Annotated in this window: 20 protein-coding genes and 1 pseudogene; 12 read left to right on the forward strand and 9 right to left on the reverse strand. The window is 39.5% G+C overall.

Translation table 11 applies throughout. From position 1 onward, the window contains the following. Positions 1 to 98: 98 nt before the first annotated feature. Both JFU24_RS16820 and JFU24_RS16825 read right to left on the reverse strand, forming a co-directional pair. Complete coding sequence (locus JFU24_RS16820) at positions 99 to 1,637, reverse strand: solute symporter family protein (RefSeq protein ID WP_201222516.1); 1,539 nt, start codon at positions 1,635 to 1,637, stop codon at positions 99 to 101. Between the two features lie 13 nt (positions 1,638 to 1,650). Next, positions 1,651 to 1,926: a DUF485 domain-containing protein gene (locus tag JFU24_RS16825; protein WP_377375636.1), complete on the reverse strand. Its 276-nt coding sequence runs from the start codon at positions 1,924 to 1,926 to the stop codon at positions 1,651 to 1,653. Between the two features lie 335 nt (positions 1,927 to 2,261). Between JFU24_RS16825 and JFU24_RS16830 the strand changes: the two genes are divergently transcribed. From JFU24_RS16830 to JFU24_RS16870, 9 genes are all read left to right on the forward strand, one after another. Beyond that, positions 2,262 to 3,224 (forward strand): efflux RND transporter periplasmic adaptor subunit, encoded by a 963-nt coding sequence (locus JFU24_RS16830; protein ID WP_201222518.1) that lies wholly within the window; start codon positions 2,262 to 2,264, stop codon positions 3,222 to 3,224. A gap of 1 nt (position 3,225) precedes the next feature. Beyond that, positions 3,226 to 3,957 carry an ABC transporter ATP-binding protein gene (locus tag JFU24_RS16835; RefSeq protein ID WP_207196236.1) on the forward strand — a complete coding sequence of 244 codons (732 nt, stop codon included), beginning with the start codon at positions 3,226 to 3,228 and terminating at the stop codon, positions 3,955 to 3,957. Further along, entirely contained in the window at positions 3,905 to 5,083 is a 1,179-nt protein-coding gene (locus JFU24_RS16840; protein WP_342214750.1) for an ABC transporter permease, read from the forward strand. Before JFU24_RS16835 ends, JFU24_RS16840 begins: the two co-directional genes overlap by 53 nt. A 108-nt stretch (positions 5,084 to 5,191) precedes the next feature. Next, on the forward strand, positions 5,192 to 5,863 hold the full coding sequence (locus tag JFU24_RS16845) for a response regulator transcription factor (RefSeq protein ID WP_201222520.1): 672 nt from the start codon (positions 5,192 to 5,194) through the stop codon (positions 5,861 to 5,863). A gap of 10 nt (positions 5,864 to 5,873) precedes the next feature. Next, positions 5,874 to 7,112: a sensor histidine kinase gene (locus tag JFU24_RS16850; RefSeq protein WP_201187661.1), complete on the forward strand. Its 1,239-nt coding sequence runs from the start codon at positions 5,874 to 5,876 to the stop codon at positions 7,110 to 7,112. 167 nt (positions 7,113 to 7,279) lie between these two features. Beyond that, the gene (locus tag JFU24_RS16855; protein ID WP_201250201.1) at positions 7,280 to 7,798 is read left to right on the forward strand and encodes a hypothetical protein; all 519 of its coding nucleotides are present in this window, start codon (positions 7,280 to 7,282) and stop codon (positions 7,796 to 7,798) included. A 382-nt stretch (positions 7,799 to 8,180) separates the two neighbouring features. Beyond that, positions 8,181 to 9,365 carry a NupC/NupG family nucleoside CNT transporter gene (locus JFU24_RS16860; RefSeq protein WP_201187656.1) on the forward strand — a complete coding sequence of 395 codons (1,185 nt, stop codon included), beginning with the start codon at positions 8,181 to 8,183 and terminating at the stop codon, positions 9,363 to 9,365. A 182-nt stretch (positions 9,366 to 9,547) separates the two neighbouring features. Next, positions 9,548 to 10,507 carry a peptide-methionine (R)-S-oxide reductase MsrB gene (gene msrB / locus JFU24_RS16865; protein WP_201187653.1) on the forward strand — a complete coding sequence of 320 codons (960 nt, stop codon included), beginning with the start codon at positions 9,548 to 9,550 and terminating at the stop codon, positions 10,505 to 10,507. A gap of 23 nt (positions 10,508 to 10,530) precedes the next feature. After that, positions 10,531 to 11,388: an STAS domain-containing protein gene (locus JFU24_RS16870; protein ID WP_201250202.1), complete on the forward strand. Its 858-nt coding sequence runs from the start codon at positions 10,531 to 10,533 to the stop codon at positions 11,386 to 11,388. A 65-nt stretch (positions 11,389 to 11,453) separates the two neighbouring features. Here the strand turns inward: JFU24_RS16870 and JFU24_RS16875 are convergent, their stop codons facing one another. The 4 genes from JFU24_RS16875 to JFU24_RS16890 form a co-directional block, all read right to left on the reverse strand. After that, positions 11,454 to 13,106, reverse strand: coding sequence for a glutamine--tRNA ligase/YqeY domain fusion protein (locus tag JFU24_RS16875; RefSeq protein ID WP_057216200.1), 1,653 nt, complete (start codon positions 13,104 to 13,106; stop codon positions 11,454 to 11,456). A gap of 311 nt (positions 13,107 to 13,417) precedes the next feature. After that, on the reverse strand, positions 13,418 to 14,158 hold the full coding sequence (locus tag JFU24_RS16880; protein WP_056522118.1) for an amino acid ABC transporter ATP-binding protein: 741 nt from the start codon (positions 14,156 to 14,158) through the stop codon (positions 13,418 to 13,420). 11 nt (positions 14,159 to 14,169) lie between these two features. Further along, the gene (locus JFU24_RS16885; protein WP_053348376.1) at positions 14,170 to 14,835 is read right to left on the reverse strand and encodes an amino acid ABC transporter permease; all 666 of its coding nucleotides are present in this window, start codon (positions 14,833 to 14,835) and stop codon (positions 14,170 to 14,172) included. Positions 14,836 to 14,861: 26 nt separating this feature from the next. Beyond that, entirely contained in the window at positions 14,862 to 15,641 is a 780-nt protein-coding gene (locus JFU24_RS16890) for a transporter substrate-binding domain-containing protein (protein WP_201187644.1), read from the reverse strand. 817 nt (positions 15,642 to 16,458) lie between these two features. Here JFU24_RS16890 and JFU24_RS16895 point away from each other — a divergent pair. Next, the gene (locus tag JFU24_RS16895; protein ID WP_201187641.1) at positions 16,459 to 16,800 is read left to right on the forward strand and encodes a hypothetical protein; all 342 of its coding nucleotides are present in this window, start codon (positions 16,459 to 16,461) and stop codon (positions 16,798 to 16,800) included. A 166-nt stretch (positions 16,801 to 16,966) separates the two neighbouring features. Then, the gene (gene purU / locus JFU24_RS16900) at positions 16,967 to 17,866 is read left to right on the forward strand and encodes a formyltetrahydrofolate deformylase (protein WP_056527664.1); all 900 of its coding nucleotides are present in this window, start codon (positions 16,967 to 16,969) and stop codon (positions 17,864 to 17,866) included. A 64-nt stretch (positions 17,867 to 17,930) separates the two neighbouring features. Here the strand turns inward: purU and JFU24_RS16905 are convergent, their stop codons facing one another. From JFU24_RS16905 to JFU24_RS16915, 3 genes are all read right to left on the reverse strand, one after another. Next, positions 17,931 to 18,590: an SIMPL domain-containing protein gene (locus tag JFU24_RS16905; protein ID WP_201222528.1), complete on the reverse strand. Its 660-nt coding sequence runs from the start codon at positions 18,588 to 18,590 to the stop codon at positions 17,931 to 17,933. 207 nt (positions 18,591 to 18,797) lie between these two features. Further along, positions 18,798 to 18,992: a YwbE family protein gene (locus JFU24_RS16910; protein WP_053348380.1), complete on the reverse strand. Its 195-nt coding sequence runs from the start codon at positions 18,990 to 18,992 to the stop codon at positions 18,798 to 18,800. A 110-nt stretch (positions 18,993 to 19,102) separates the two neighbouring features. Beyond that, positions 19,103 to 20,620 carry an FAD-dependent oxidoreductase gene (locus JFU24_RS16915; protein WP_201222530.1) on the reverse strand — a complete coding sequence of 506 codons (1,518 nt, stop codon included), beginning with the start codon at positions 20,618 to 20,620 and terminating at the stop codon, positions 19,103 to 19,105. Positions 20,621 to 21,089: 469 nt separating this feature from the next. Here JFU24_RS16915 and JFU24_RS31370 point away from each other — a divergent pair. After that, positions 21,090 to 21,238: pseudogene (locus tag JFU24_RS31370) on the forward strand (ParM/StbA family protein); the annotation flags it as partial. Positions 21,239 to 21,263 lie beyond the last annotated feature (25 nt).

Here is a 21,263-nt window from a genome sequence, read left to right on the forward strand (position 1 = left end):
AGTTAGGAATAGCTGCCTCTCCTTTTATATTGGTTGGGAAGATAAAAGGATTATACTTCTCATAATTACACTATAAAATTTTAATAGGTCAAAAAACTTTAAATAGAATCTTTTATTCCCGTGTTAGCTGTTACGACGATTTCGTCATATTTTTTGGCATCAGCTTTTTTGCTGGATAACAGTGTTCCGGCGATTGCAGCGATAAAACCAATTGGGATGGAGACGATGCCAGGGTTAGCTAGTGGGAATAGTGGTTCCCCAACAAATATAGCCTCGTTCTCTACTGGAGACCAGACATTAGGGCTTAGAAACACAAGTAATAAAGAACTAATCAGACCTACGAGCATACCTGTGACAGCTCCAGTTGTGTTAAAACGTTTCCAGAATACCGTGAAGATAATAATTGGTAGATTGGCGCTGGCAGCGACGGCAAAGGCAAGTGACACAAGGAAGGCTACATTCATGTTTTGAGCAAATAAAGCAAGGATGATGGAGAGAATGGATACTCCGATCGATGCCCAACGAGCAGCAACCACTTGTTCTTTATCAGTGGCTTGACCTTTACGAATAATATGGCCATAAAAGTCATGGGCAAATGCAGAGGCTGCGGATAGAACGAGACCTGCGACAACCGCTAAAATGGTAGCGAAAGCAACAGCTGACACAAATGCGAATAAGAAGTCACCGCCAATAGCTTCGGCAAGCAAAGGAGCGGCCATATTTCCAGCCGCATTCGAGGCAATGATTTTGTCATATCCAACGAAAGCTGCTGCTCCAAAGCCAAGGAAAATGGTCATGATATAAAATATTCCAATGATCCAAGTTGCATATACAACGGACTTTCTAGCGGTGATAGCGTCTTTTACCGTAAAGAAACGAATCAGGATATGAGGTAATCCAGCTGTACCGAGTACAAGTGCTAAATTGAGTGATAAGGTATCCAATGGATCCTTAAATTTGTTACCTGGATTGAGGAAATCCCCGGCTAGAGGGGTTGCTGTTTTCATCTGCCTGAACATTTCCATAACGCTAAAGTCGAATTTCGCCAGTACAATAACCGAGATAATGAATGTTCCAGCCATCAATAAAACAGCTTTTACGATTTGTACCCAACTGGTAGCAGTCATACCTCCAAAGACGACGTAGACGGTCATTAAAATACCTACAATGATAACGGAGTATAGATAATCGATTCCAAGCAATAGCTTTATAAGGGCACCTGCACCGACAAGCTGTGCAATCATATAAAAGGTTGAAATGGAAATGGTATTCAGGGCAGCGACACCGCGCACCTTCTTTTCATTAAAACGTGCAGCAATCATGTCTGCAAGTGTGTACTTACCAAGGTTACGAAGAGGCTCGGCCACGATATAAAGAACGACCAGGTAAGCGACTAGGAAACCGATGCTGTAGAAAAAACCATCAAATCCAGCGAGCGCGACCATTCCAGCGATTCCTAAAAATGAAGCGGCGGACATATAATCACCGGCAATAGCCCAGCCATTTTGCCATCCAGTAAGGCTGCTGTCTGCCGTATAAAAGTCAGCCGTTGTTTTAGTACGACGTGAAGCAAAGTAGGTAATGACTAATGTTAAACCAACAATGATTAAAAATAAAATAAAAGCAAGTGTATTCATTGTATATTCACCTTTACCCTTTCGCTTCTTTCACGATTTTTTCAACTAATTGGTCAAAAGTCGCAGCCTTCTTGGAGTAGAGAATGCATAGGGTCCATGTCATGATAAATTGCGCGAAGGCAAAAATCCAAGCCCAGCTGATTGCTCCAAAGGCATAAGAGTTAAGAACTTTAGAATAGGAAGTTAAGATAGGTAAGGTGAAATAAAAGACCATAAAAAAAATGGAAAGTGGGACGATGAAATTGCGTTTTTTTCTTAGGAGTTCTTGAAATGATGGTGATTGGACAATCTGGGTGTAATCCGTGGAGGCGCTTACTTGAGATTCTTTTGCTCCTGAATCGTTCAATGCCAATGTGGTTCCCCCTTTGAATATGAATTTGGTTTTCATCACTCAATGTATCTGATAACAGTTATAGTATATATTTATTAGAATATATTGTAAATTTAAAATTTTCAAATAAATGTTTTTTCGTCCGACGTAGTGTTAATTATTAAAAAGGTAATGAAAAGGGAAGCGTTTGCTTAACACAGTCTTCCATGAAAATTAAAAACAATCCTTAAGGAAAAATTAAGCTTCTTTCACGATACTGATTTCAATCAAGGAAATCTGAAAGGAGCAAAATGATGAAAAAGTGGATAACGATAGGGGCAGTTTTAGTGGTAGCTATAGGGGGATGCATTTGGTTCTTTATGAAGGACAATGGTCAGCCCGTTATTGCTAAGGCGATGACAACTACAGTTGAAAAGGGAGACCTTGAAGTTCAAATCAGTGGTTCCGGTTCGGTTGCTGCGATAAATAGCGAGGACATCACATCTTCCGTAACGGATGAAGTCGATGAAGTCCTTGTAGAGAAAAATGAAATAGTTGAAAAAGGTGATGAACTTATTACCTTCACGGATGGAAGTGACCCAATAACTGCCCCATTTGATGGAACAGTAACTACGTTGGATGTAGAAGAAGGGGATCGTGTTTCAAGTAGTGAAGTGGTTGCCCATGTGACGGATTATAAAAAATTAAAAACAACGATCAGTGTTGATGAATTAGATGTTTCAAGTGTTAAGAAAGGACAAACAGTTGAAATTACAGCTAGTGCTTTTGAAGATGAAACATTCACAGGGAAAGTAACAAGTGTAGCAAAAGAAGGTACATATGAGAATGGTGTTTCTTCTTTCGATGTAACGATTAAAATTGACAAACCAGGAGATATAAAAATTGGGATGTCGACAGAAGTGAGTATTGTGACGAATAGTGTAAAAGATGTTCTTTATGTTCCAATTGAAGCAGTCCAAATCGATGGAGAAGAGAAGTATGTGAATATCCAACAATCCGCTTCAACAGAAGATGCAACAACTAATACTACAAAGACAGTGGTTAAGACGGGTATTAGTAATGATAAGTATATCGAAATAACATCTGGACTTGAAGAAGGTCAGTATGTTTCCTTGCCTATTACCATTTCCAATGAAAGCTCTACAGGTGGCGGTGGAATGGGAGGAGGCCAAGGCGGTGGTGGAATTGGAATGCCGAGCGGTGGCGGAATGCCGGGCGGCAATGAAATGCCAAGCGGCGGCAGGGGAGGTCAGTAACATGACGACACCCATCATTGAAATTAAAAACATGTCCAAATCGTATGAATTGGGCGGTGAAACCGTCAAGGCGCTGCAAGAAGTATGTCTTACAATAAATAAAGGGGATTTCGTTTCTATCATTGGACCCTCTGGTTCAGGGAAATCTACGTTTATGAATATGATTGGCTGTCTCGACAAGCCCGACACAGGTGAATATCTTTTGGATGGAAAAGAAGTAGAAAAGATGAAAGATAATGAGCTAGCCGCCATTCGAAACATAAAAATTGGCTTTATCTTTCAAAACTTTAACCTGTTAGCGAAATTGACGGCGCTGGAAAATGTCGAACTTCCCCTTGTTTACCGAGGTGTAAGTGTAAAGGAAAGAAAAGAAGTTGCCAATGCCTGTCTAGATAAGGTCGGCCTCAATGACCGGATGAACCATTTACCAACCCAACTTTCAGGTGGACAGCAGCAAAGGGTTGCGATTGCCCGTGCCCTTGCAGGTAACCCTCCTGTTTTATTGGCAGATGAGCCGACGGGAGCTCTTGATAGTAAAACAAGTAAGGAAGTACTGCAAATGCTGAAGAATCTTAATGAAAAGGGACAAACAATCATTTTGATTACCCATGACTTGGAAGTTGCAAAAGAGGCAACACGGGTCGTTCGGATACATGATGGTCAGTTATTTGAAAACGGAGGTGATTGGATTGAGTCTGAGCGAATCAATGAAGATGGCTATACGCAGTATTAAAGCCAATAAAGTCCGTGCTTTTTTAACTATGCTTGGAATTATTATTGGAGTGGCCTCCGTGATTGTTCTTGTTTCGATTGGGCAGGGATCTTCACAGTCCGTTCAGGAGGAGATCAATAGCTTGGGGACTAACCTGTTAACGGTCAGTGTCTCAGATACAGATTCTGTAGAGCTGACGGATGACACAATTGAACAGTTTAAAGACCTGAGCGGGATATCAGAAGTTGCACCTGTGGTCACAGGCCGTGTTTATGCTAAAAACGGTGAAAATTCTACACAGGTTTCAATGACCGGTACGACGTCCTCCTATATTTCAGTGAGGGATTTAGAGCTTAGCCAAGGCCGTTTTTTAACGGATATGGAAACAGAATTACGCTCTAAGGTGGTTGTCTTAGGGTCTGATACGGCTGACACGCTTTTTGAAAATCAAAAAGCGGTGGATCAAAACGTTCTTATTGGCGGTGTTTCCTATCGAGTAATCGGCGTGTTGAAATCAGTAGGTACCTCGATGGGATCAAGTGGTGATGATGTAATCATTGCGCCAATCACAACTGCAAAGCGTGCTACGAGTAGCACGACCATCGGAACAGTGTATTTAAAAGCAGAGAACGAGAATATTGTAGAGCGTGCGATGTATCAAGTACAAGGTACAATGACGACATTATTCCCAGGCCAGAGTGATAACTATTCCGTGTCCAATCAAGAGGATTTAATGGATACAATGAGCTCGGTGTCAGATACGTTTACGCTCATGCTTGGTGGTATCGCAAGTATTTCATTACTTGTAGGTGGAATTGGAATTATGAATATAATGCTGGTATCCGTTTCAGAACGGACGAAAGAGATTGGAATCAGAAAGGCTATTGGGGCGAACAGGAAATCCATTCTACTTCAATTTTTAATTGAAGCGGTTGTCTTGAGCTGCTTAGGTGGGTTATTAGGAGTAGGAATTGGGCTTGGAATCGCTAAATTGGTTTCAGTTGTTTCAAGCTTAACAATCAGTTATTCGTGGTCGGTGACCATGATGGCCTTCCTATTCTCCATATTTATCGGTGTTGTCTTTGGGGTATTTCCTGCGAATAAGGCATCCAAGCTAAATCCAATCCAAGCACTGCGTCACGAATGAACATACAATTTGAGAGAAAGCAGGCGATTAAAAGCCCGCTTTCTTTTGCATATGAAAAAGGATAAAATCAACATATATCACAATTGAAGCGGTTGGGAGGTACCCTGTATGAAGGTTTTGGTGGTAGAAGATAATGTTTCATTATTAGAATCGATCCGACAAATTTTGACGGATGAATATGAAGTCGATACAGCAGATAATGGGGAAGATGGTCTATTCATGGCCAAGCAAAGTATATACGATATCATCATTTTGGATGTAATGCTTCCGGGAATCGATGGATTTGAAATCGTACGGAAAATCAGGGATGCAAAAATAGATACAAGTGTCTTGTTTTTGACGGCAAAAGATGCGCTTGAGGATCGTGTCAGAGGATTGGAAATGGGTGGCGATGATTATTTAGTCAAGCCGTTTCAGGCACCGGAACTTAAGGCCAGGATTCGTGCCCTGCTTCGAAGGAGTGGCATTATATCGCTTGAGCAGCAAGTGAAATACCGTAATATTGAACTGTTGGAAAAGGAAAAGGATATTTTGGTTGATGGAAAGGTCATTAAAATGACCTTGAAACAGTTTGAATTATTGGAGTACCTAATTCAAAATAATGGGAAAATATTGACCCGTGAGCAGATTTTCGACCGCATTTGGGGGTTTGATTCAGATACGACGATTGCCATTGTGGAAGTGTTCATCCATCACCTTAGAAAAAAATTGGAACCTTTCAATTATCATAAAGATATTCAAACTGTTCGGGGTATTGGTTATATGCTAAAACAACCATAAGGGGATCATTATGTTCCAAAAAACGCGGCTTCAACTAACATTATTGAATTCTGTCGTCTTTATTGTCTTAATAGCCATATTAAGCAGAACGATTTATTTCTATACTGAAAATCAGATCTATAAGGATGTCAATGATTCACTTAAAAAGGATTACAGGGATTTCAATAATGGAGGAATGCCAGGCGGACGTCCGCAAGGTGAGTTTCTCTTAGGACCGGGACCGAGTGTCATCGTTTGGGGACCGGATGAAACGATCATTGAGCCAAGACTGAGTGAGGATCATTTTTTTAAGGTCAATGAACAACAATTTTTCCCTGAAATTTTTGATGAGATTGAAGAAATATCGGTGAATGGATACACGTATCGGGCTCTTTCCACCAAGGTCGATACGGAGTATGGAGAGATGGCCGTACAATTCATCAGGAATGTGGATACAGAAAAGGAAATGCTCGATCGCTTGTTGCTCATATTGTTTGTTGGTGGAGGAATTGGAAGCCTAGTGGCGGTAGGTGCAGGCTATCTTCTGGCAGGGCGGGCCCTGATCCCGGTCAAGAAATCTTGGGATCAGCAGCAGCAGTTTGTCTCGGATGCCTCACATGAAATTCGAACGCCGCTTGCCGTCATTCAATCGCGAGCTGATTTGCTATTTCAATCACCGAACGCGACAATCGAGGAAAAAGCGGTTGATATATCGATTATATCTAAAGAAGTCAGGAGGTTGAATAAGCTGGTAAATGGTCTTTTAACCTTGACTCGGACGGATTCGAATCAAATGGAGGTCAAAAAGGCAAACTTTTTCCTGGATGACTTACTTTTGGAAATTGTGGAACAGTATACGGATATAGCTTCTTTCGAAGAAAAAACAATTACTAGTTATGCTCCTAATCAGGTTGTTTTCCTTGGCGATAAAGAAAGAATACACCAGTTACTGGTAATATTAGTGGATAATGCCATGAAATTCACGGATGAGGGTGGTGTAATTTCCATTTCCTGCGTTAAAAATTCATCTTCGATTATTCTTTCTGTAGAGGATAATGGAAAAGGCATCCCCCAGGAAGAGATTCCAAAGATTTTTAATCGATTTTATCAAATTGAGCAGTCTCGCTCCGCAAATGAAGGTTCAGGATTAGGCCTGTCTATTGCTAAATGGATTGTCAACACCCACCAAGGGACTATCAAAGTGACTAGTGAACCGAATACAAGCACTCGTTTTGAAATAACTTTTCCTAGAAACCAAAAAAATAAATAATGGTTTTAAAAAGACCTATAACAGAAATAGATTTAAAATACTTTTTATTAAAATATAGAAATAAAAAAGACTCTTATTTTTCCCAGTCACTTAAGGAAAAATTAAGGGTCTTTTTAGATAATCTCCTTATAAGAAATAATACATTTTGTTACGAAGGAGAATTGTATATGGTGAAATTTAGTAAGTTACACTTTTTGATTGGGATAGTTGCTTCAGTCCTTTTAGTTGTTCAAGCAGTTTTCGGCATCATGATGTATGTGAATGGCGGTGACACACAGGAGGAGATGGCAGGACAAAGGATGATGGGCCAGCCTACTAACAACAACACTACTGACTCGGCTACAACTGATGACTCGATAACAGAAGATTCAACGGATAGCGATACGGCAGCGACCGATGATTCAACTACCGCTACGACCCCTAATGGTGGACAGGGTAATATGGGGACACCTCCTCAGGGGGGGCCTAACGGATCTGGAACTCCAGGTGAGATGCCGAGCGGTGGGGGCTTTCAAGGCGGAGACTCTTTAGCAGGTAAAGTTATCAACTTTTATCAAGGGGTGGGTGGTTTGGCCACATCTATTATCATCCTTGTCATAGGAGGAGCTGGATTAGTCACGTCGGTGATGTCCAGAAAATCTGCAGACTTAAAAGAAATTATTATATATACATATAGATTACGGTAAACTACATGTTTTATGAATAGATGATAAGTGAACACTGTTGCCTAATTGTTTATAGCAAGTAGAGGTTTTTATAAGAACATTTCTGCAAAAAACTATACGTCTTTAGTGTTTGTGATAGGAATCAAAGCATGTAAAGAGAGGGTTCCTTATATAAAGGAGCCTTTTCTTTATGTTTGGAGAGTTAGCATTCCCGTAAATTCCCATTTTGAAAAAGAGAGAAAATAATTGCACTTGAAAAAATATTAGTATAATATATAAATTTGAAGATGTACGTACAAGTAATGTAATATGGATTAAATAGAAAACGTTTGCATAAAATTTTTGAGGGTATCCTACTATTAATGCACGATCATTAAAATTCACCTTAGTGGAGGCAGAATACATGAAATTTCTGATAGCAATTTTAGGGTTGCTTATTGTTTTTGGACTAGCCTTGTTGGCAAGCAGTGACCGAAAGAAAGTCAAAGTTAAACCGATTATCCTCATGGTGATCATGCAGCTTATTTTAACTTATCTATTATTAAATACGAAGTTTGGTTTAGTGATAATCAATTCGATTGCCGATGGTTTTGGAAAACTATTAGAATGGGCAAATGAAGGGATTACATTTGTATTTGGTGGGATTGTAAACGAAGGAGCATCGCCGTTCTTTTTAAATGTCCTTCTTCCTATCGTATTCATCTCGGCATTAATAGGGATTTTACAGCACTTCAAAATCCTTCCGTTCGTCATGAAGTGGATCGGCTACCTGCTTAGTAAGGTGAATGGAATGGGGAAATTGGAATCTTACAATGCGGTAGCATCAGCAATTGTCGGCCAATCCGAGGTTTTCATAACCTTGAAGAAGCAACTCGGTTCCATTCCGCCATCACGTATGTATACGCTTTGTGCGTCAGCCATGTCAACCGTATCGATGTCGATTGTCGGAGCTTATATGACTATGATTGAACCAAAGTATGTTGTGACGGCTATTGTTATTAACATGTTTGGTGGATTTATCATTGCATCCATTATTAACCCTTATACGGTAACGGATGAAGATGATATTCTCCCTGTTGAAGAAGGGGCAGAGAAGCAGTCGTTCTTCGAAATGCTTGGGGAATATATCATGGATGGATTTAAGGTTGCTATCACTGTAGCCGCGATGTTAATTGGTTTCGTTGCACTAATTGCAGGAATTAACAGCTTATTCGATATGATTATCGGCATCAGTTTCCAAGACATCTTGGGGTATATTTTTGCACCGTTTGCTTTTATCATGGGGATACCGATTTCAGAAACCGTGACTGCAGGCGGAATCATGGCGACAAAACTAGTAACTAATGAATTTGTTGCCATGCTGAGCTTAGGGGATGCATCAGCAGCCTTGAGCGATAGGACGATAGGAATCGTTTCGGTTTTCTTGGTTTCATTCGCGAATTTTTCATCTATCGGAATCATTGCAGGTGCTGTTAAAGGCCTACATGAAAAACAAGGTAATGTTGTGGCTCGTTTCGGCTTGAAGTTGCTATACGGTGCGACTCTTGTCAGCATTCTATCAGCAATCATCGTCAGTGTGATTCTTTAAATCACGGGATTAGACAGCTCATCAATATACTGACTAACATTCAAGGCACTTGGGTATATCCCAAGTGCCTTTTATTATTCGGCGGATTGGGAAACTCCTATTTCTTGATGGGAATTGAAGGGGATTAGCATGCTGGTATATAATACATAAACAGCATAACTAGCCATGAAAAGGGAGTGGAGATGACAATGAATAAGAGTGAAACGGCTATCTTTGCAGGAGGTTGTTTTTGGTGCATGGTTGCTCCCTTTGATGATATGGATGGGATTATTAAAGTAACATCGGGTTATACAGGTGGTAATGTAGTCAATCCCAGTTACAAACAAGTGATTTCAGGTACGACTGATCATGTAGAAGCTGTTCAAGTGGTATTTGATCCATCAATCATTGCCTATAAAGAACTATTAGAGATATTTTGGCAGCAAATTGATCCGACAGATGATGGTGGACAGTTCTCGGATAGAGGTAAGCAATACAGGGCAATAATTTACTTTCTAAATGATCAGCAAAAAATGGAAGCGGAGCAATCAAAGGAAAATTTAATGATGAGCGGGCGGTTTAAAAAGCCTATTATTACGGGTATTTTACCCTCAGGGGAATTTTATGAGGCCGAGGAATACCATCAGGAATTCTATCGGAAAAATCAATTTCGTTATGCATTGTATCGTAAAAGCTCAGGACGCGATGCTTTTATAAAAGAAAATTGGCCTAATGATAAAGCTCATCTCAGAGAAACTTTAACCGAGAGTCAGTTTCATGTCACCCAAGAAAATGGGACAGAGCCACCTTTCGATAATGTATATTGGAATCACTTTGAAGAAGGCATTTATGTGGATGTCGTTTCAGGGGAGCCCCTTTTCAGTTCACGGAATAAGTATGATAGCGGATGTGGGTGGCCAAGCTTTACAAAGCCGATCATGTCGGCAAGCGTCAATGAAAAAATGGATCTAAGCCATCGGATGACCCGGACGGAGGTACGCAGCAGGGAAGCTGACTCACATCTTGGTCACGTTTTTCCGGATGGTCCTGGTCCTAAGGGCACGCGCTATTGCATCAATTCTGCCGCCCTTCGATTCATTCCTAGAAATGAAATGGAGCGGGAAGGCTATGGAGATTTATTGTTGCTTTTTTCAATGAAATAATTAGTTGAGATAGGGGAACACAAATGGATATAAAAGATGAATTGTTATATCGATACATCCTTGATCACTCTTCCACAATTACGGAAAACTGGCTGGCTTTACGAGAGAAACAAGATGGATCCATCTATTCAGTTGATACCCATGAAGAAGTTGAGGAGATTCTTAGGAAGCAGAATACGTTGACTATCAAGACAGTGACAAGTGTCTTACTAGAGGATAAAACTGTTTTTGTAGAAACTATGGAGCAGTGGGCAACATTGGTAGCGAAAAGTAGGGTTGAGTCGGATACGCCCATATACGAAGTGTTAGAAGCGCTTAATAAAGTACGGAGAACATACTGGGATTTTATCGCTGGCTATATGCTCCAGGTTGATGCGGGGATTTCAAAGGGGACAATTATCCGATGGAGTCGGCTTATTAATAGCGCATTTGATCAATTGAACCATGAGTTCACTGAGCAGTATTATCTTTTGACAAAAGAACGTTTACTAGCGCAACAGGAACTGATTAATGAATTAGGTGCTCCAGTTATTCCTATTGTTGATGCTATTGCGGTATTGCCATTAATCGGGGAAATTGATACCTTTCGGGCAAAGGGGATTTTGAATACTACTCCAGGCAAATGTATTAGTAAAAATGTTTCTCACTTATTTATCGACTTATCGGGTGTGACCCTTTTAGATACGATGGTTGCTCATCAAATCTATCAATTGATAAGTACCCTTAATTTATTAGGCATTCAATCTACAATTTCCGGAATTCGTCCTGAAGTAGCACAGATGTCCATTCAGCTAGGATTGGATTTTAGTCACGTTTCGACTCACAGTACTCTTAAGCAGGCACTTTCCAAGCAAGGAATCAAACTATATGAAAGAAAATGACTCAAGGGTGTATAGAGTGAAAAAGAACCAGATTCCAATAAGGGATCTGGTTCTTTTTAGTGATTTTATAACTTGAATGAACTCTTCAATCCAACAATTTGGTTGAAGACCAAGTGATCAGCTGCAGTGAGTTTTGAATCAACATTGTAATAGCCGTGTCTAAAGAATTGGAATTTATCCTGAGGCTTAACATTTTTCATGTTGGGCTCAACAAACCCTTGTAAAATTTCTATGGATTCAGGGTTTACCCGCTCCAAGAATGATTTTTCTTCTTCTTCTTCACTTTCCTTATCCAAAATTAAAGGTTGGTAGTTACGGAATTCTGCTGAAACAGCTTGTGTAGCCTCGACCCAGTGCAGTGTTCCTTTCACCTTACGACCAGTGAAACCAGAGCCGCTTTTTGTTTCAATATCGTAAGTGCAGCGAAGTTCAATGACGTTTCCAGCTTCGTCTTTTATCACTTCTTCACATTTAATGAAATAAGCATGTTTTAAACGGACTTCATTGCCCGGGAAAAGACGGAAATACTTTTTCGGGGGATTTTCCATGAAATCGTCCTGTTCGATATATATTTCACGTGAGAATGGAATTTGTCGCGTACCCATCTCCGGAACTTCTGGGTTGACCTCAGCATCCAGCCATTCAACTTCATTTTCTGGATAGTTGGTGATAACTACTTTAAGAGGCTTTAGAATAGCCATGGTCCGTGGCGCCTTTAGTTTTAGATCTTCTCGAACGAAATGATCGAGCATTTGAGAGTCTACGACACCGCTAGTTTTCGCAACGCCTATTTCAAGGCAGAATGCACGAATAGCTTCGGGTGTATAACCGCGTCTTCGTAATCCGGATACGGTAGGCATACGTGGGTCGTCCCAGCCGTCCACAAAGGCTTCATCGACAAGTTGCTTCAGTTTCCGCTTGCTCATTACGGTATTTGTCAGGTTTAGACGGCCAAATTCGTATTGCTGTGGCTTACTTTCCATTTCGCAGTTTTCAACAATCCAATCATAAAGCGGGCGTTGATCTTCAAATTCAAGCGTACAAATGGAGTGTGTGACTCCTTCAATTGCATCTTCAATAGGGTGGGCAAAGGCGTACATTGGGTAGATGCACCATTTGTCGCCGGTATTATGGTGTTCTGTATGGGAGATTCGGTAAATAACGGGATCGCGCAGATTGATGTTAGGTGAGCTCATATCGATTTTTGCTCGCAGTACTTTTGTACCGTTCTCGAATTCGCCGCTACGCATCTTTTCAAATAACTCAAGGTTTTCCTCGACTGTTCTGTTGCGGTACGGGCTATCTTTTCCCGGCTCTGTTAACGTTCCACGATATTCGCGGATTTGGTCGGCATTCAGGTCATCGACGTATGCCAGTCCTTTATTGATGAGCAGTACAGCTCTTTTGTACATTTCGTCAAAATAATCGGACGCGAAAAAAAGGTTATCCCAATCGTAACCGAGCCATTTCACATCTTCCTTGATAGAATTGACATACTCAATATCTTCTTTCAATGGATTGGTATCATCAAATCGAAGGTTGGTTTTACCATTAAATTCATCAGCCACTCCAAAATTCAAAATAATTGATTTGGCGTGCCCAATATGTAAATATCCGTTTGGCTCAGGAGGGAAGCGGGTGATAATATGATCATGTTTTCCGGACTCTAGATCATCTTTTATAATATTTTTAATAAAATTCGAAGAGTTATTTTCCAACTGAATTCGACCTCTTTCATTTATATACTTCTTTTAATTTTACCTGTATATATACCATAAATACAGATATTTTTCCATGTTCGAGCCGGAATCAGGGTTTTAGAATACGTTCTTAAACAATTCATCTAGTATTTAGTTTGCACAATCAGATCGGAAATATCCCTGAAACTTTAATCATTTATGTGAGGAAACTATCTAACTAGTATTTAATAAACAAAAAACGAAACCTATTGATGGGTTTTATCGAATCACTTTTATAAAAAATAAGCAATACAGGAATCAAGCCTGCATTGCTTAATAAAGGATTATAGTTAAAATACCGTTGTTTGTAAAAATTCCTTCGTTCGCTCTTCTTTTGGATTGGAGAAAAATTCTTTTGGTGGGCCACTTTCTACAACCCGTCCATTATGCATGAAGACAATCCAATCCCCAACTTCACGGGCAAAGCTCATTTCATGGGTAACGACTACCATTGTCATCCCTTCTAAGGCAAGTTCCTTCATCGTAGCTAGTACCTCACCGACAAGTTCAGGATCGAGAGCAGAGGTGGGCTCATCAAAGAGTAGGATATCGGGCTTCATGGCGAGAGCTCGAGCGATCGCAACCCGCTGTTTTTGGCCACCGGAGAGCTTGCTTGGATAGACATCTGCTTTATCTGATAACCCAACTTTAGCCAGTAGCGCTTTTGCTTCCTCGATGGCTTGGGCCTTTGGGATTTTTTTGACGTGAGTCGGTGCTTCAATAACATTTTCGAGTACGGTCATGTGCGGGAAGAGATAGAAATGCTGAAAAACCATTCCAACTTTCTCACGAATTTTATTAATATCGTGGGTACCCGGCTCTACTTCAGTTCCTTCGATAAGGATTTGTCCGCTGTCTTTCTTCTCCAAGTAGTTCAAGCAACGGAGCAGGGTGCTTTTTCCGGAACCGCTAGGCCCGATCAGACAGACAACGTCACTATCTAATACCTTCATATCAATATCTTTTAGCACGTGAAGGTTTCCATAAGATTTATTTAAATTCCTAATGCGAATCATTTCTTTTTGTTCCATTTCAATTCCCCCTATCGATCACTAATGGACAGTTTCTTTTCAAATGTATTGACGATAATGGTCAGGAATGCCACAAGAATTAAATAGTAGACCGCTACAATCAATAAATATGTCATTTCATCAAAATTATTTGAACCTAACGTAGTGGCTACGTTAAACAACTCATTCATGGATATGAAGGCGGCTAGTGATGAATCCTTCAGTCCGATGATGAATTGGTTGCCTAGTGGCGGCAATGCGCGTCGGAAGGCTTGTGGTAGGATGATTCTTCTTAATGCGAGTGCATTGCTCATTCCAAGGGAACGTCCAGCTTCCATTTGGCCTTTGTCAATGGATTGAATTGTACCGCGTAAAATTTCAGAGATATAAGCTCCGTTATGAAAGGCTAGGGCAAGTGACGCTGCCCAGAAGTCTGGTAGGAGGAAGAGATTGCTGATACCAAAATAGAGAATAAATATCTGTACGATAAGCGGTGTTCCTCGTACCAGGAATACGTATGTATCTGAAATCCAAGCAAGAATTTTTATATTAGAAATTTTTAAAAGTGCGAAGAGTAACCCGATGATAATTCCTACTAATATGGAAACCACCGTAAGCTCCAATGTGAGGAGCATGGCTCGGATAAACACATCCGATGAGCTAAATAATGTATCAAAAAAATGAGAAAAGCTTGGCAATGTAAAAACTCCCTTTCTATCAATCTTTATTCAGGTTTAGTAGTGATATCTTCCCCAAAGTACTTTTTGCTAATTGCTGCAAGTGTTCCATCTTCTCGGAGGTTTTCAAGTGCTTCATTAATGCGTATCAGCAGCTGGGGGTTATCATTCGGTAGAACTATGGCCTGCTCACTGCGTTCTATCAATTGACGCCCTTTGATGTCGAATCCTTCTTTGGTCGCTTCTTTACCGGTTACAAAGTCGGTAATAACGGCATCATGACGACCTCCGCTTAATGCTTTAAGAGCGGTGATATCACTGTCGTAGGTTTTTACATTGGTTGTATACTTTTCTGCTGTGGTTGCGTATGTGGATCCTTTAGAAGCGGCAACTTCCTTTCCCTTTAAATCTTCGACTGTTTTGATATCACTATCGGATCGGACGAAAATTTGTGGACCTGAGTAGTAATACGGGGTGGAAAAAGCAACATGTTTACTTCGTTGTTCATTAATTGTATGACTGGCAACCGCGGCATCTGCCCGACCGGTTTTGACACCCTCGACGATTCCCTTAAATTTAATCCGCTTTGGGACCGGTTCTAGACCAAGTTCATTCGCGATTGCTTCTCCGACTTCAATATCAAATCCTGTTACGGTCATGTCATCATTAACGTAACTAAATGGCTTGAATTCACCTGAGGCAGCGAATACAAACTGGTCCTTATTGATCAGCTTACTACCATCCTCTAGCTGATCTTTTTCAGCACAGCCGGACAGAAGACCAAGAATAATCAGTAATACTAGAATGAATTTAACTGATAATTTCATGATTATTTCATTTCCCCCTTTGAAAAAAACTAATAGAATGGTCTATACCCTAATGAGATCGTGAATAACCTTATTTTACAGGAAAAATAAACCAAATCAATAAAAAGTCAACCCTGAATAGGCCGACTTTTCAATGATTAATTCCTTTTTAATATGCAAATTAATGAGGATAATATTGATTTGTACTTCATTTGATTTAACGATAATTAAAGATTACAAAGATGGAGAAATCACACCATATGTAAACCTTTAATATGGATTGAAGGAATTGGATTAATTTTAATTATTGGTTAATTTCTTTGGGATAGTTATCTAACTCATGCAGTAAAAATGGCTTCTTTTTAGGTATTTCTCTAAAACGTAAAAAACGGTAATTCAGTCCTTTTTAACTGAATTACCGTCATATCTTCTAACTGCTGCACGTCTTTTGATTGAGTCATCTTTCATCGACCTTTCTTTAACTATAAATCCTTTTCAACCAGCGGTTTGAATGTACGATTTTTCTTCTATTTTGAGTATAAAGAGAATAAACGTGAGGTCAATGAAATCAAAGATTTGAATGTATGATATTTACACTTAACATACATTCATTAAAAGAGACAAAATTCTAAGAATAATGTATTGCCTAAATGCAAAAACATAATAGACCTAAGACCTGCTTATACAATTATATATAGTTAATGGAAAGTATTTGTTGTAAGTATTCGATATTTATAAATTAATACTATTTGTTCTGAATATTTCAATTTAATGATAAAGTAATAAAAGGTAAAATATCAAATATATTACATTTTAAAATTCTATTTTGGAGGCAAATATGAAAAAAGCACTTTTTATTTTATTGATTGTTTATCTAGTTATTTTAACTGGGTGCAATCAAGAAAGCACAGACTCAGGTAGTTCTGCTGTAATTGTTATAGTTAATAATAAAGAATATAACGGAACTGAAGATAAACTAGACAAGAGTAAAGAGCTTGGAGAAGAGATTGGTACAGTAGAAAAGAAAACAAAACCAGATGAAATGCCAAAAGAAAATCAATCAAATTATTTTGAAGTTGGATCGAAAATCTATTCTGTTAAGGGAACAGAAGATTACATTATTGTGGTAGATAACAACAACGAAAAAGAGCTTTTAAAAAAGGTAACAAAAGAAGGATAATGAGCCTTCTTTTGTTACCTTTTTTTGTAAAAAAACACAATTATTCTAAAAGTTAAGGGGGCAAGTTAGCTTCAGGCAGGGTTTTTCTGAATAGACTGACTTTAACTTTGCCTATGTGTTGAAGTATAATATATAGCAAAATAGCAGAAGGGCAGTTGGGAAAATAGTGAGCAACTTTGTGCAAGAACAGTTACAGGAATTTCGTGTGAAAAATCAAGATAGAGGTCGTTTAATTATAAAATGTCCGGACCAACCAGGAATTGTTGCGACGGTTACGGCATTCCTTAAAGAACATGGAGCTAATATTGTTGAATTGAGCCAGTATTCCATGAACCCAGAGGGCGGCACCTTTTTTACCAGGATAGAATTTGATTGCCCGGGCTTAAAGGAAAAGGCTTTGGATATGGAAGTAGCCTTTCAAGAAATTTCGACAAAATTTTCGATGCAATGGACATTTAACTATGTGAGTGATTTAAAGAGGACGGCAATCTTCGTTTCTAAGGAGCCACATTGCCTTCTGGAATTGCTATGGGAGTGGCAAAGCGGGGATCTATTGGCTGATATTGCGCTTGTCATCAGTAATCATGAAGATACGAGGCAAATTGTCGAATCCATGAACATTCCTTTTTATTATATTCCTGCTAATAAGGACATACGTAAGGAAGTGGAAGCACAACAGCTTAAACTTCTGGAAGAATTTAATGTCGACCTAATTGTACTAGCAAGATATATGCAGATATTGACGCCTGATTTTGTGGCTGCACATCCGAATAAAATCATCAATATCCACCATTCGTTTTTACCTGCGTTCATCGGGGCCCGACCTTATGAAAGAGCTTATAATCGAGGTGTTAAGCTGATTGGGGCAACTTCGCATTATGTAACAAACGATTTGGATGAGGGTCCAATTATCGAGCAGGATATTGAACGTGTCGATCACCGTGATTCTGCAGAAGATATGAAGAAAGTCGGTCGTTCAGCTGAACGCAGGGTACTTGCCCGTGCTGTTAAATGGCATTTGGAGGACCGTGTACTTGTTCATGAAAATAAAACAGTAGTCTTTTAATAAGAGCCCCCCATTTGGTATTGAAATTTGCTGAAGGGGGGTTTTTGTATTGAATAAGTAATGATTAATACGTATATTCTACCCTTACTGAGGCCGTGATGTTTAATTCTCCAGGCTGAATAGGGGTAGAGGCCATTTTTGTATAGGAACTGGTTTGGAAAAGGGCGGGTGGCGAAGTTTCTGAGAGTTCCTCAACCTGATTAGGGACTGGATTCAATGAGATTCCTAACGTTCGAGCCATGGAAAGGGCCTTTTCGTATGCATTTTTTAAAGCAAGCGAAAGTGCCTGGTTATAGTAAGCTTCTGGATTGGATAAGGAAAAGCGAATGCTTGTAATGGAATTGGCACCACTTCTGACTGCTGTGTCGATTATGCTGCCTATTTTTTCAATGTCAGTCGTTTTGGCCTGGATAATGTGCTGGACTTTATAGTTTTTAAACAATTCTTTTCCTTCGATATAATCATATTGTGGATCAATTCTGTAATCACTTGTTTTTAATTGCTCTTCTGGAATGCCAATGGATCTAAGAGATGCAATGACTTTCGCTATTGCCTGAGAATTGGCCTGCTGAGCTACCTGAGGGTCCACATCCTCGGATATAACTCCAAGGGTGATTACGGCTTGGTCAGGAGCAGCCTGGAGCGTTTCTGAACCGGAAACTTTCAAAGTATGATTCCTGCTATGTTGATAATCCCGGTCAGGAACAATAAATTCTTGATTCATTTTGACACCAACCTTTTTAAAGAGATAATCTCAACCCTATTGTACGAAGTATTAGGGGGAAACATGATTGAAATATGAAATATCCCGGCTGCTATTAATTCTTTCGGCACATTTAAAGAAAAAAGGGATGTCTAACAGAATGTTTTTTAATCTGTTTTAGCTTAAAAAAAGATACAAAAAAACACTCGGCCTAAAACCGAGTGCGTTTTATTTATGAATGACTTGAACCCTGCCAACCTGGCCATCTGTCAATCTTACTTTAATTCCATGCGGGTGGCTGCTGGAGTTGGTTAAAATATCTTTTACTGTTCCACGTGTTAGCTTTCCGCTGCGTTGATCTGCTTTAAGAACAATGTCCACAGAGGTACCTGGAGTAATATCTTTTCGATTTTGACCGTTCATGTTTAATTCAGTCCTTTTTAGAGTTATTTGCAACCTTTGATAGTGCAGTAACTTCAGTATAAGGAAAACAGCAGACCTAGTCGACTTTTAGATAACAATCTCGCAAAGCTCTATTGAATCTTTTTAAGCGGCTCGACAGCAGGGCCATTTAATACTTCACCAGTGATAGAGTAACGAGAAGCATGACATGGACAGTCCCAGGTGCGATCGCCGCTATTCCACGCCACCTCACAACCCATATGAGTGCATGTGGAATCTACAATATGAAGCTGGCCTTCATGATCTCGGTAACACCCGGCTTTATCTCCATTTACCTTGACGATGGCACCTTCATCTATCCCTAAATCTTCTGGCGTTTTATGAATAACTGCCAATTTACTTTTAATCAAATGCTTCGCTACATCAGCGTTGTCTTCGACTATATTTTTCATTCCTTTTATACGGGCTGGATTATATAGATCTGCATATCGGTTGTCCTTTTGCAGAATATGATCAGTTAAGATTTTTGCAGCAATTGATCCATTCGTCATACCCCATTTCGCATAGCCGGTTGCAATGAGAACGTTTGGATGATTAGATGTTACTGGGCCGACGAATGGCAGATTATCTGGTGTCACAATATCTTGTGCTGACCAGCGATAAGGAATATCTTTTACATTGAAATATTGGGAACTAAAGTCCTGTAAGGCTTCATAATGTTCAATTGTCGAGATACCCTGACCGGTTTTATGGCCTTCCCCGCCTACAAGTATAAGTTTTTCCCCATTGTCCTCTGTATAACGAAGGGAACGGGTAGGGTTGTCAGCGCTGTAATACATACCACCGGGGTATTCCTGTTCGGTCTTAATTCCAAGAACATAGGATCTTTTTATATGAGTACGAGCAAAGTATAATCCCATTTCATCATTAAATGGGAAGTGAGAGGCAACTATTATATGGTTGCTTTTGATTGTATGCCCCGTTTCAGTTATAACGGTTGGTGGCTTGCCGTCTTCAATTTTCATAGCCGTTGTACGTTCATAGATATTCCCTCCAGCTTCCAGAATAGGGGGGATGAGGGCTGTTAAATATTTTAATGGATGAAACTGGGCTTGGTCCTTCATAATCACAGCAGCTTTACATGGAATAGAGAAAGGGATCTTTTCTGCATAATCTCCTCGAATGCCAAGTTTTTGATAGGCCTTTAGTTCCTCTTGGATTTTACTTTTATATTCATCGGTATTTGCGTATACATAAGCATCTTGAACATTCAAATTGCATTCAATAGAATGTTCTTCTATCAATCCTTTGATAAGCTCCATTCCTTCAGTGTTGGCCTGATAGTAAAGTCTGGCCTTCTCCTCACCGTGATCAGTAATCAACTGGTTGTAAATCAAGCCGTGCTGGGCCGTGATTTTTGCGGTTGTATGGCCAGTTGTTCCATTAAGTATCTCGCTTGCCTCAATGAGTGTGACTTTCACACCTTGCTTGGCTAATAGATAAGCTGAAGTGATACCCGTAATTCCTCCACCAACAATTAAGACATCAGTTGTTATATCTGTTTCTAGCTTAGAAAACGAAGGAAAGGATAAAGTACTGCGCCAGTATGGCTCCGGATATTGAGGAAGTTCTGTATTTTTTTCGGTCATTTGAATACCTCCATACGTTTCATTAGTGGTTTGTCCATTTATTACCATGCCCAAATTCTCTTTTTTTACGCTTATTTTTATAAGAAGAAGACTATTAAAAGTTAGTTTTTGTGCTTGTTTACAATATTGTATACATGTAAACAAAAGTAGATGGTTTGTACACAAATAAGTAAACATGTTTACAAATGAGTACACATGGCTATATATATGGTGTGTACATATTTGTTCCTGATGTATACGAAAATGTATACAATTAGACAAATAAGGCTACAATTTATGAAGGATTGACTAGTATAGAAACACCTTTTCTATGCTTAATAGAGTGCTCCACCTAAATTTTTTATGAAAAAGAAGATGTTTTTAGATGAGTTCTAGAATCGCAGCAGCAGACGTAGGAAAGGATGCAATTAAAGCTATTTTTGGAAAGCTAGAGTCTGTGAACTATATATACCAAATGTCATTGCAAAAAACATTGGAAGGGATACATATTAGAGTCCATTCACCAGCACTAAAAGACAATAATGCCATTTATCGTGTGGGAATTTAGCGACAAAAAGTGATAACCCAACAGAACTAGATTTGGGGAGCAGTAAATCAGAGGAAGACCAAACATTAGTATTTGCGTAAACTAAACATCTTGTAC

Source organism: Peribacillus sp. TH27, assembly GCF_016650915.1.
In the GTDB taxonomy this organism is placed as follows: Bacteria; Bacillota; Bacilli; order Bacillales; family DSM-1321; genus Peribacillus; species Peribacillus butanolivorans.

Excerpts from the sequence above, each read along its gene's own strand:
- JFU24_RS16820 (WP_201222516.1), bottom strand. The coding sequence starts at position 1,637 with ATGAATACACTTGCTTTTATTTTATTTTTAATCATTGTTGGTTTAACA.
- JFU24_RS16830 (WP_201222518.1), top strand. The coding sequence starts at position 2,262 with ATGAAAAAGTGGATAACGATAGGGGCAGTTTTAGTGGTAGCTATAGGG.
- JFU24_RS16835 (WP_207196236.1), top strand. The coding sequence starts at position 3,226 with ATGACGACACCCATCATTGAAATTAAAAACATGTCCAAATCGTATGAA.
- JFU24_RS16845 (WP_201222520.1), top strand. The coding sequence starts at position 5,192 with ATGAAGGTTTTGGTGGTAGAAGATAATGTTTCATTATTAGAATCGATC.
- JFU24_RS16850 (WP_201187661.1), top strand. The coding sequence starts at position 5,874 with ATGTTCCAAAAAACGCGGCTTCAACTAACATTATTGAATTCTGTCGTC.
- JFU24_RS16855 (WP_201250201.1), top strand. The coding sequence starts at position 7,280 with ATGGTGAAATTTAGTAAGTTACACTTTTTGATTGGGATAGTTGCTTCA.
- JFU24_RS16860 (WP_201187656.1), top strand. The coding sequence starts at position 8,181 with ATGAAATTTCTGATAGCAATTTTAGGGTTGCTTATTGTTTTTGGACTA.
- msrB (WP_201187653.1), top strand. The coding sequence starts at position 9,548 with ATGACAATGAATAAGAGTGAAACGGCTATCTTTGCAGGAGGTTGTTTT.
- JFU24_RS16870 (WP_201250202.1), top strand. The coding sequence starts at position 10,531 with ATGGATATAAAAGATGAATTGTTATATCGATACATCCTTGATCACTCT.
- JFU24_RS16880 (WP_056522118.1), bottom strand. The coding sequence starts at position 14,158 with ATGGAACAAAAAGAAATGATTCGCATTAGGAATTTAAATAAATCTTAT.
- JFU24_RS16890 (WP_201187644.1), bottom strand. The coding sequence starts at position 15,641 with ATGAAATTATCAGTTAAATTCATTCTAGTATTACTGATTATTCTTGGT.
- JFU24_RS16895 (WP_201187641.1), top strand. The coding sequence starts at position 16,459 with ATGAAAAAAGCACTTTTTATTTTATTGATTGTTTATCTAGTTATTTTA.
- JFU24_RS16905 (WP_201222528.1), bottom strand. The coding sequence starts at position 18,590 with ATGAATCAAGAATTTATTGTTCCTGACCGGGATTATCAACATAGCAGG.
- JFU24_RS16910 (WP_053348380.1), bottom strand. The coding sequence starts at position 18,992 with ATGAACGGTCAAAATCGAAAAGATATTACTCCAGGTACCTCTGTGGAC.
- JFU24_RS16915 (WP_201222530.1), bottom strand. The coding sequence starts at position 20,620 with ATGACCGAAAAAAATACAGAACTTCCTCAATATCCGGAGCCATACTGG.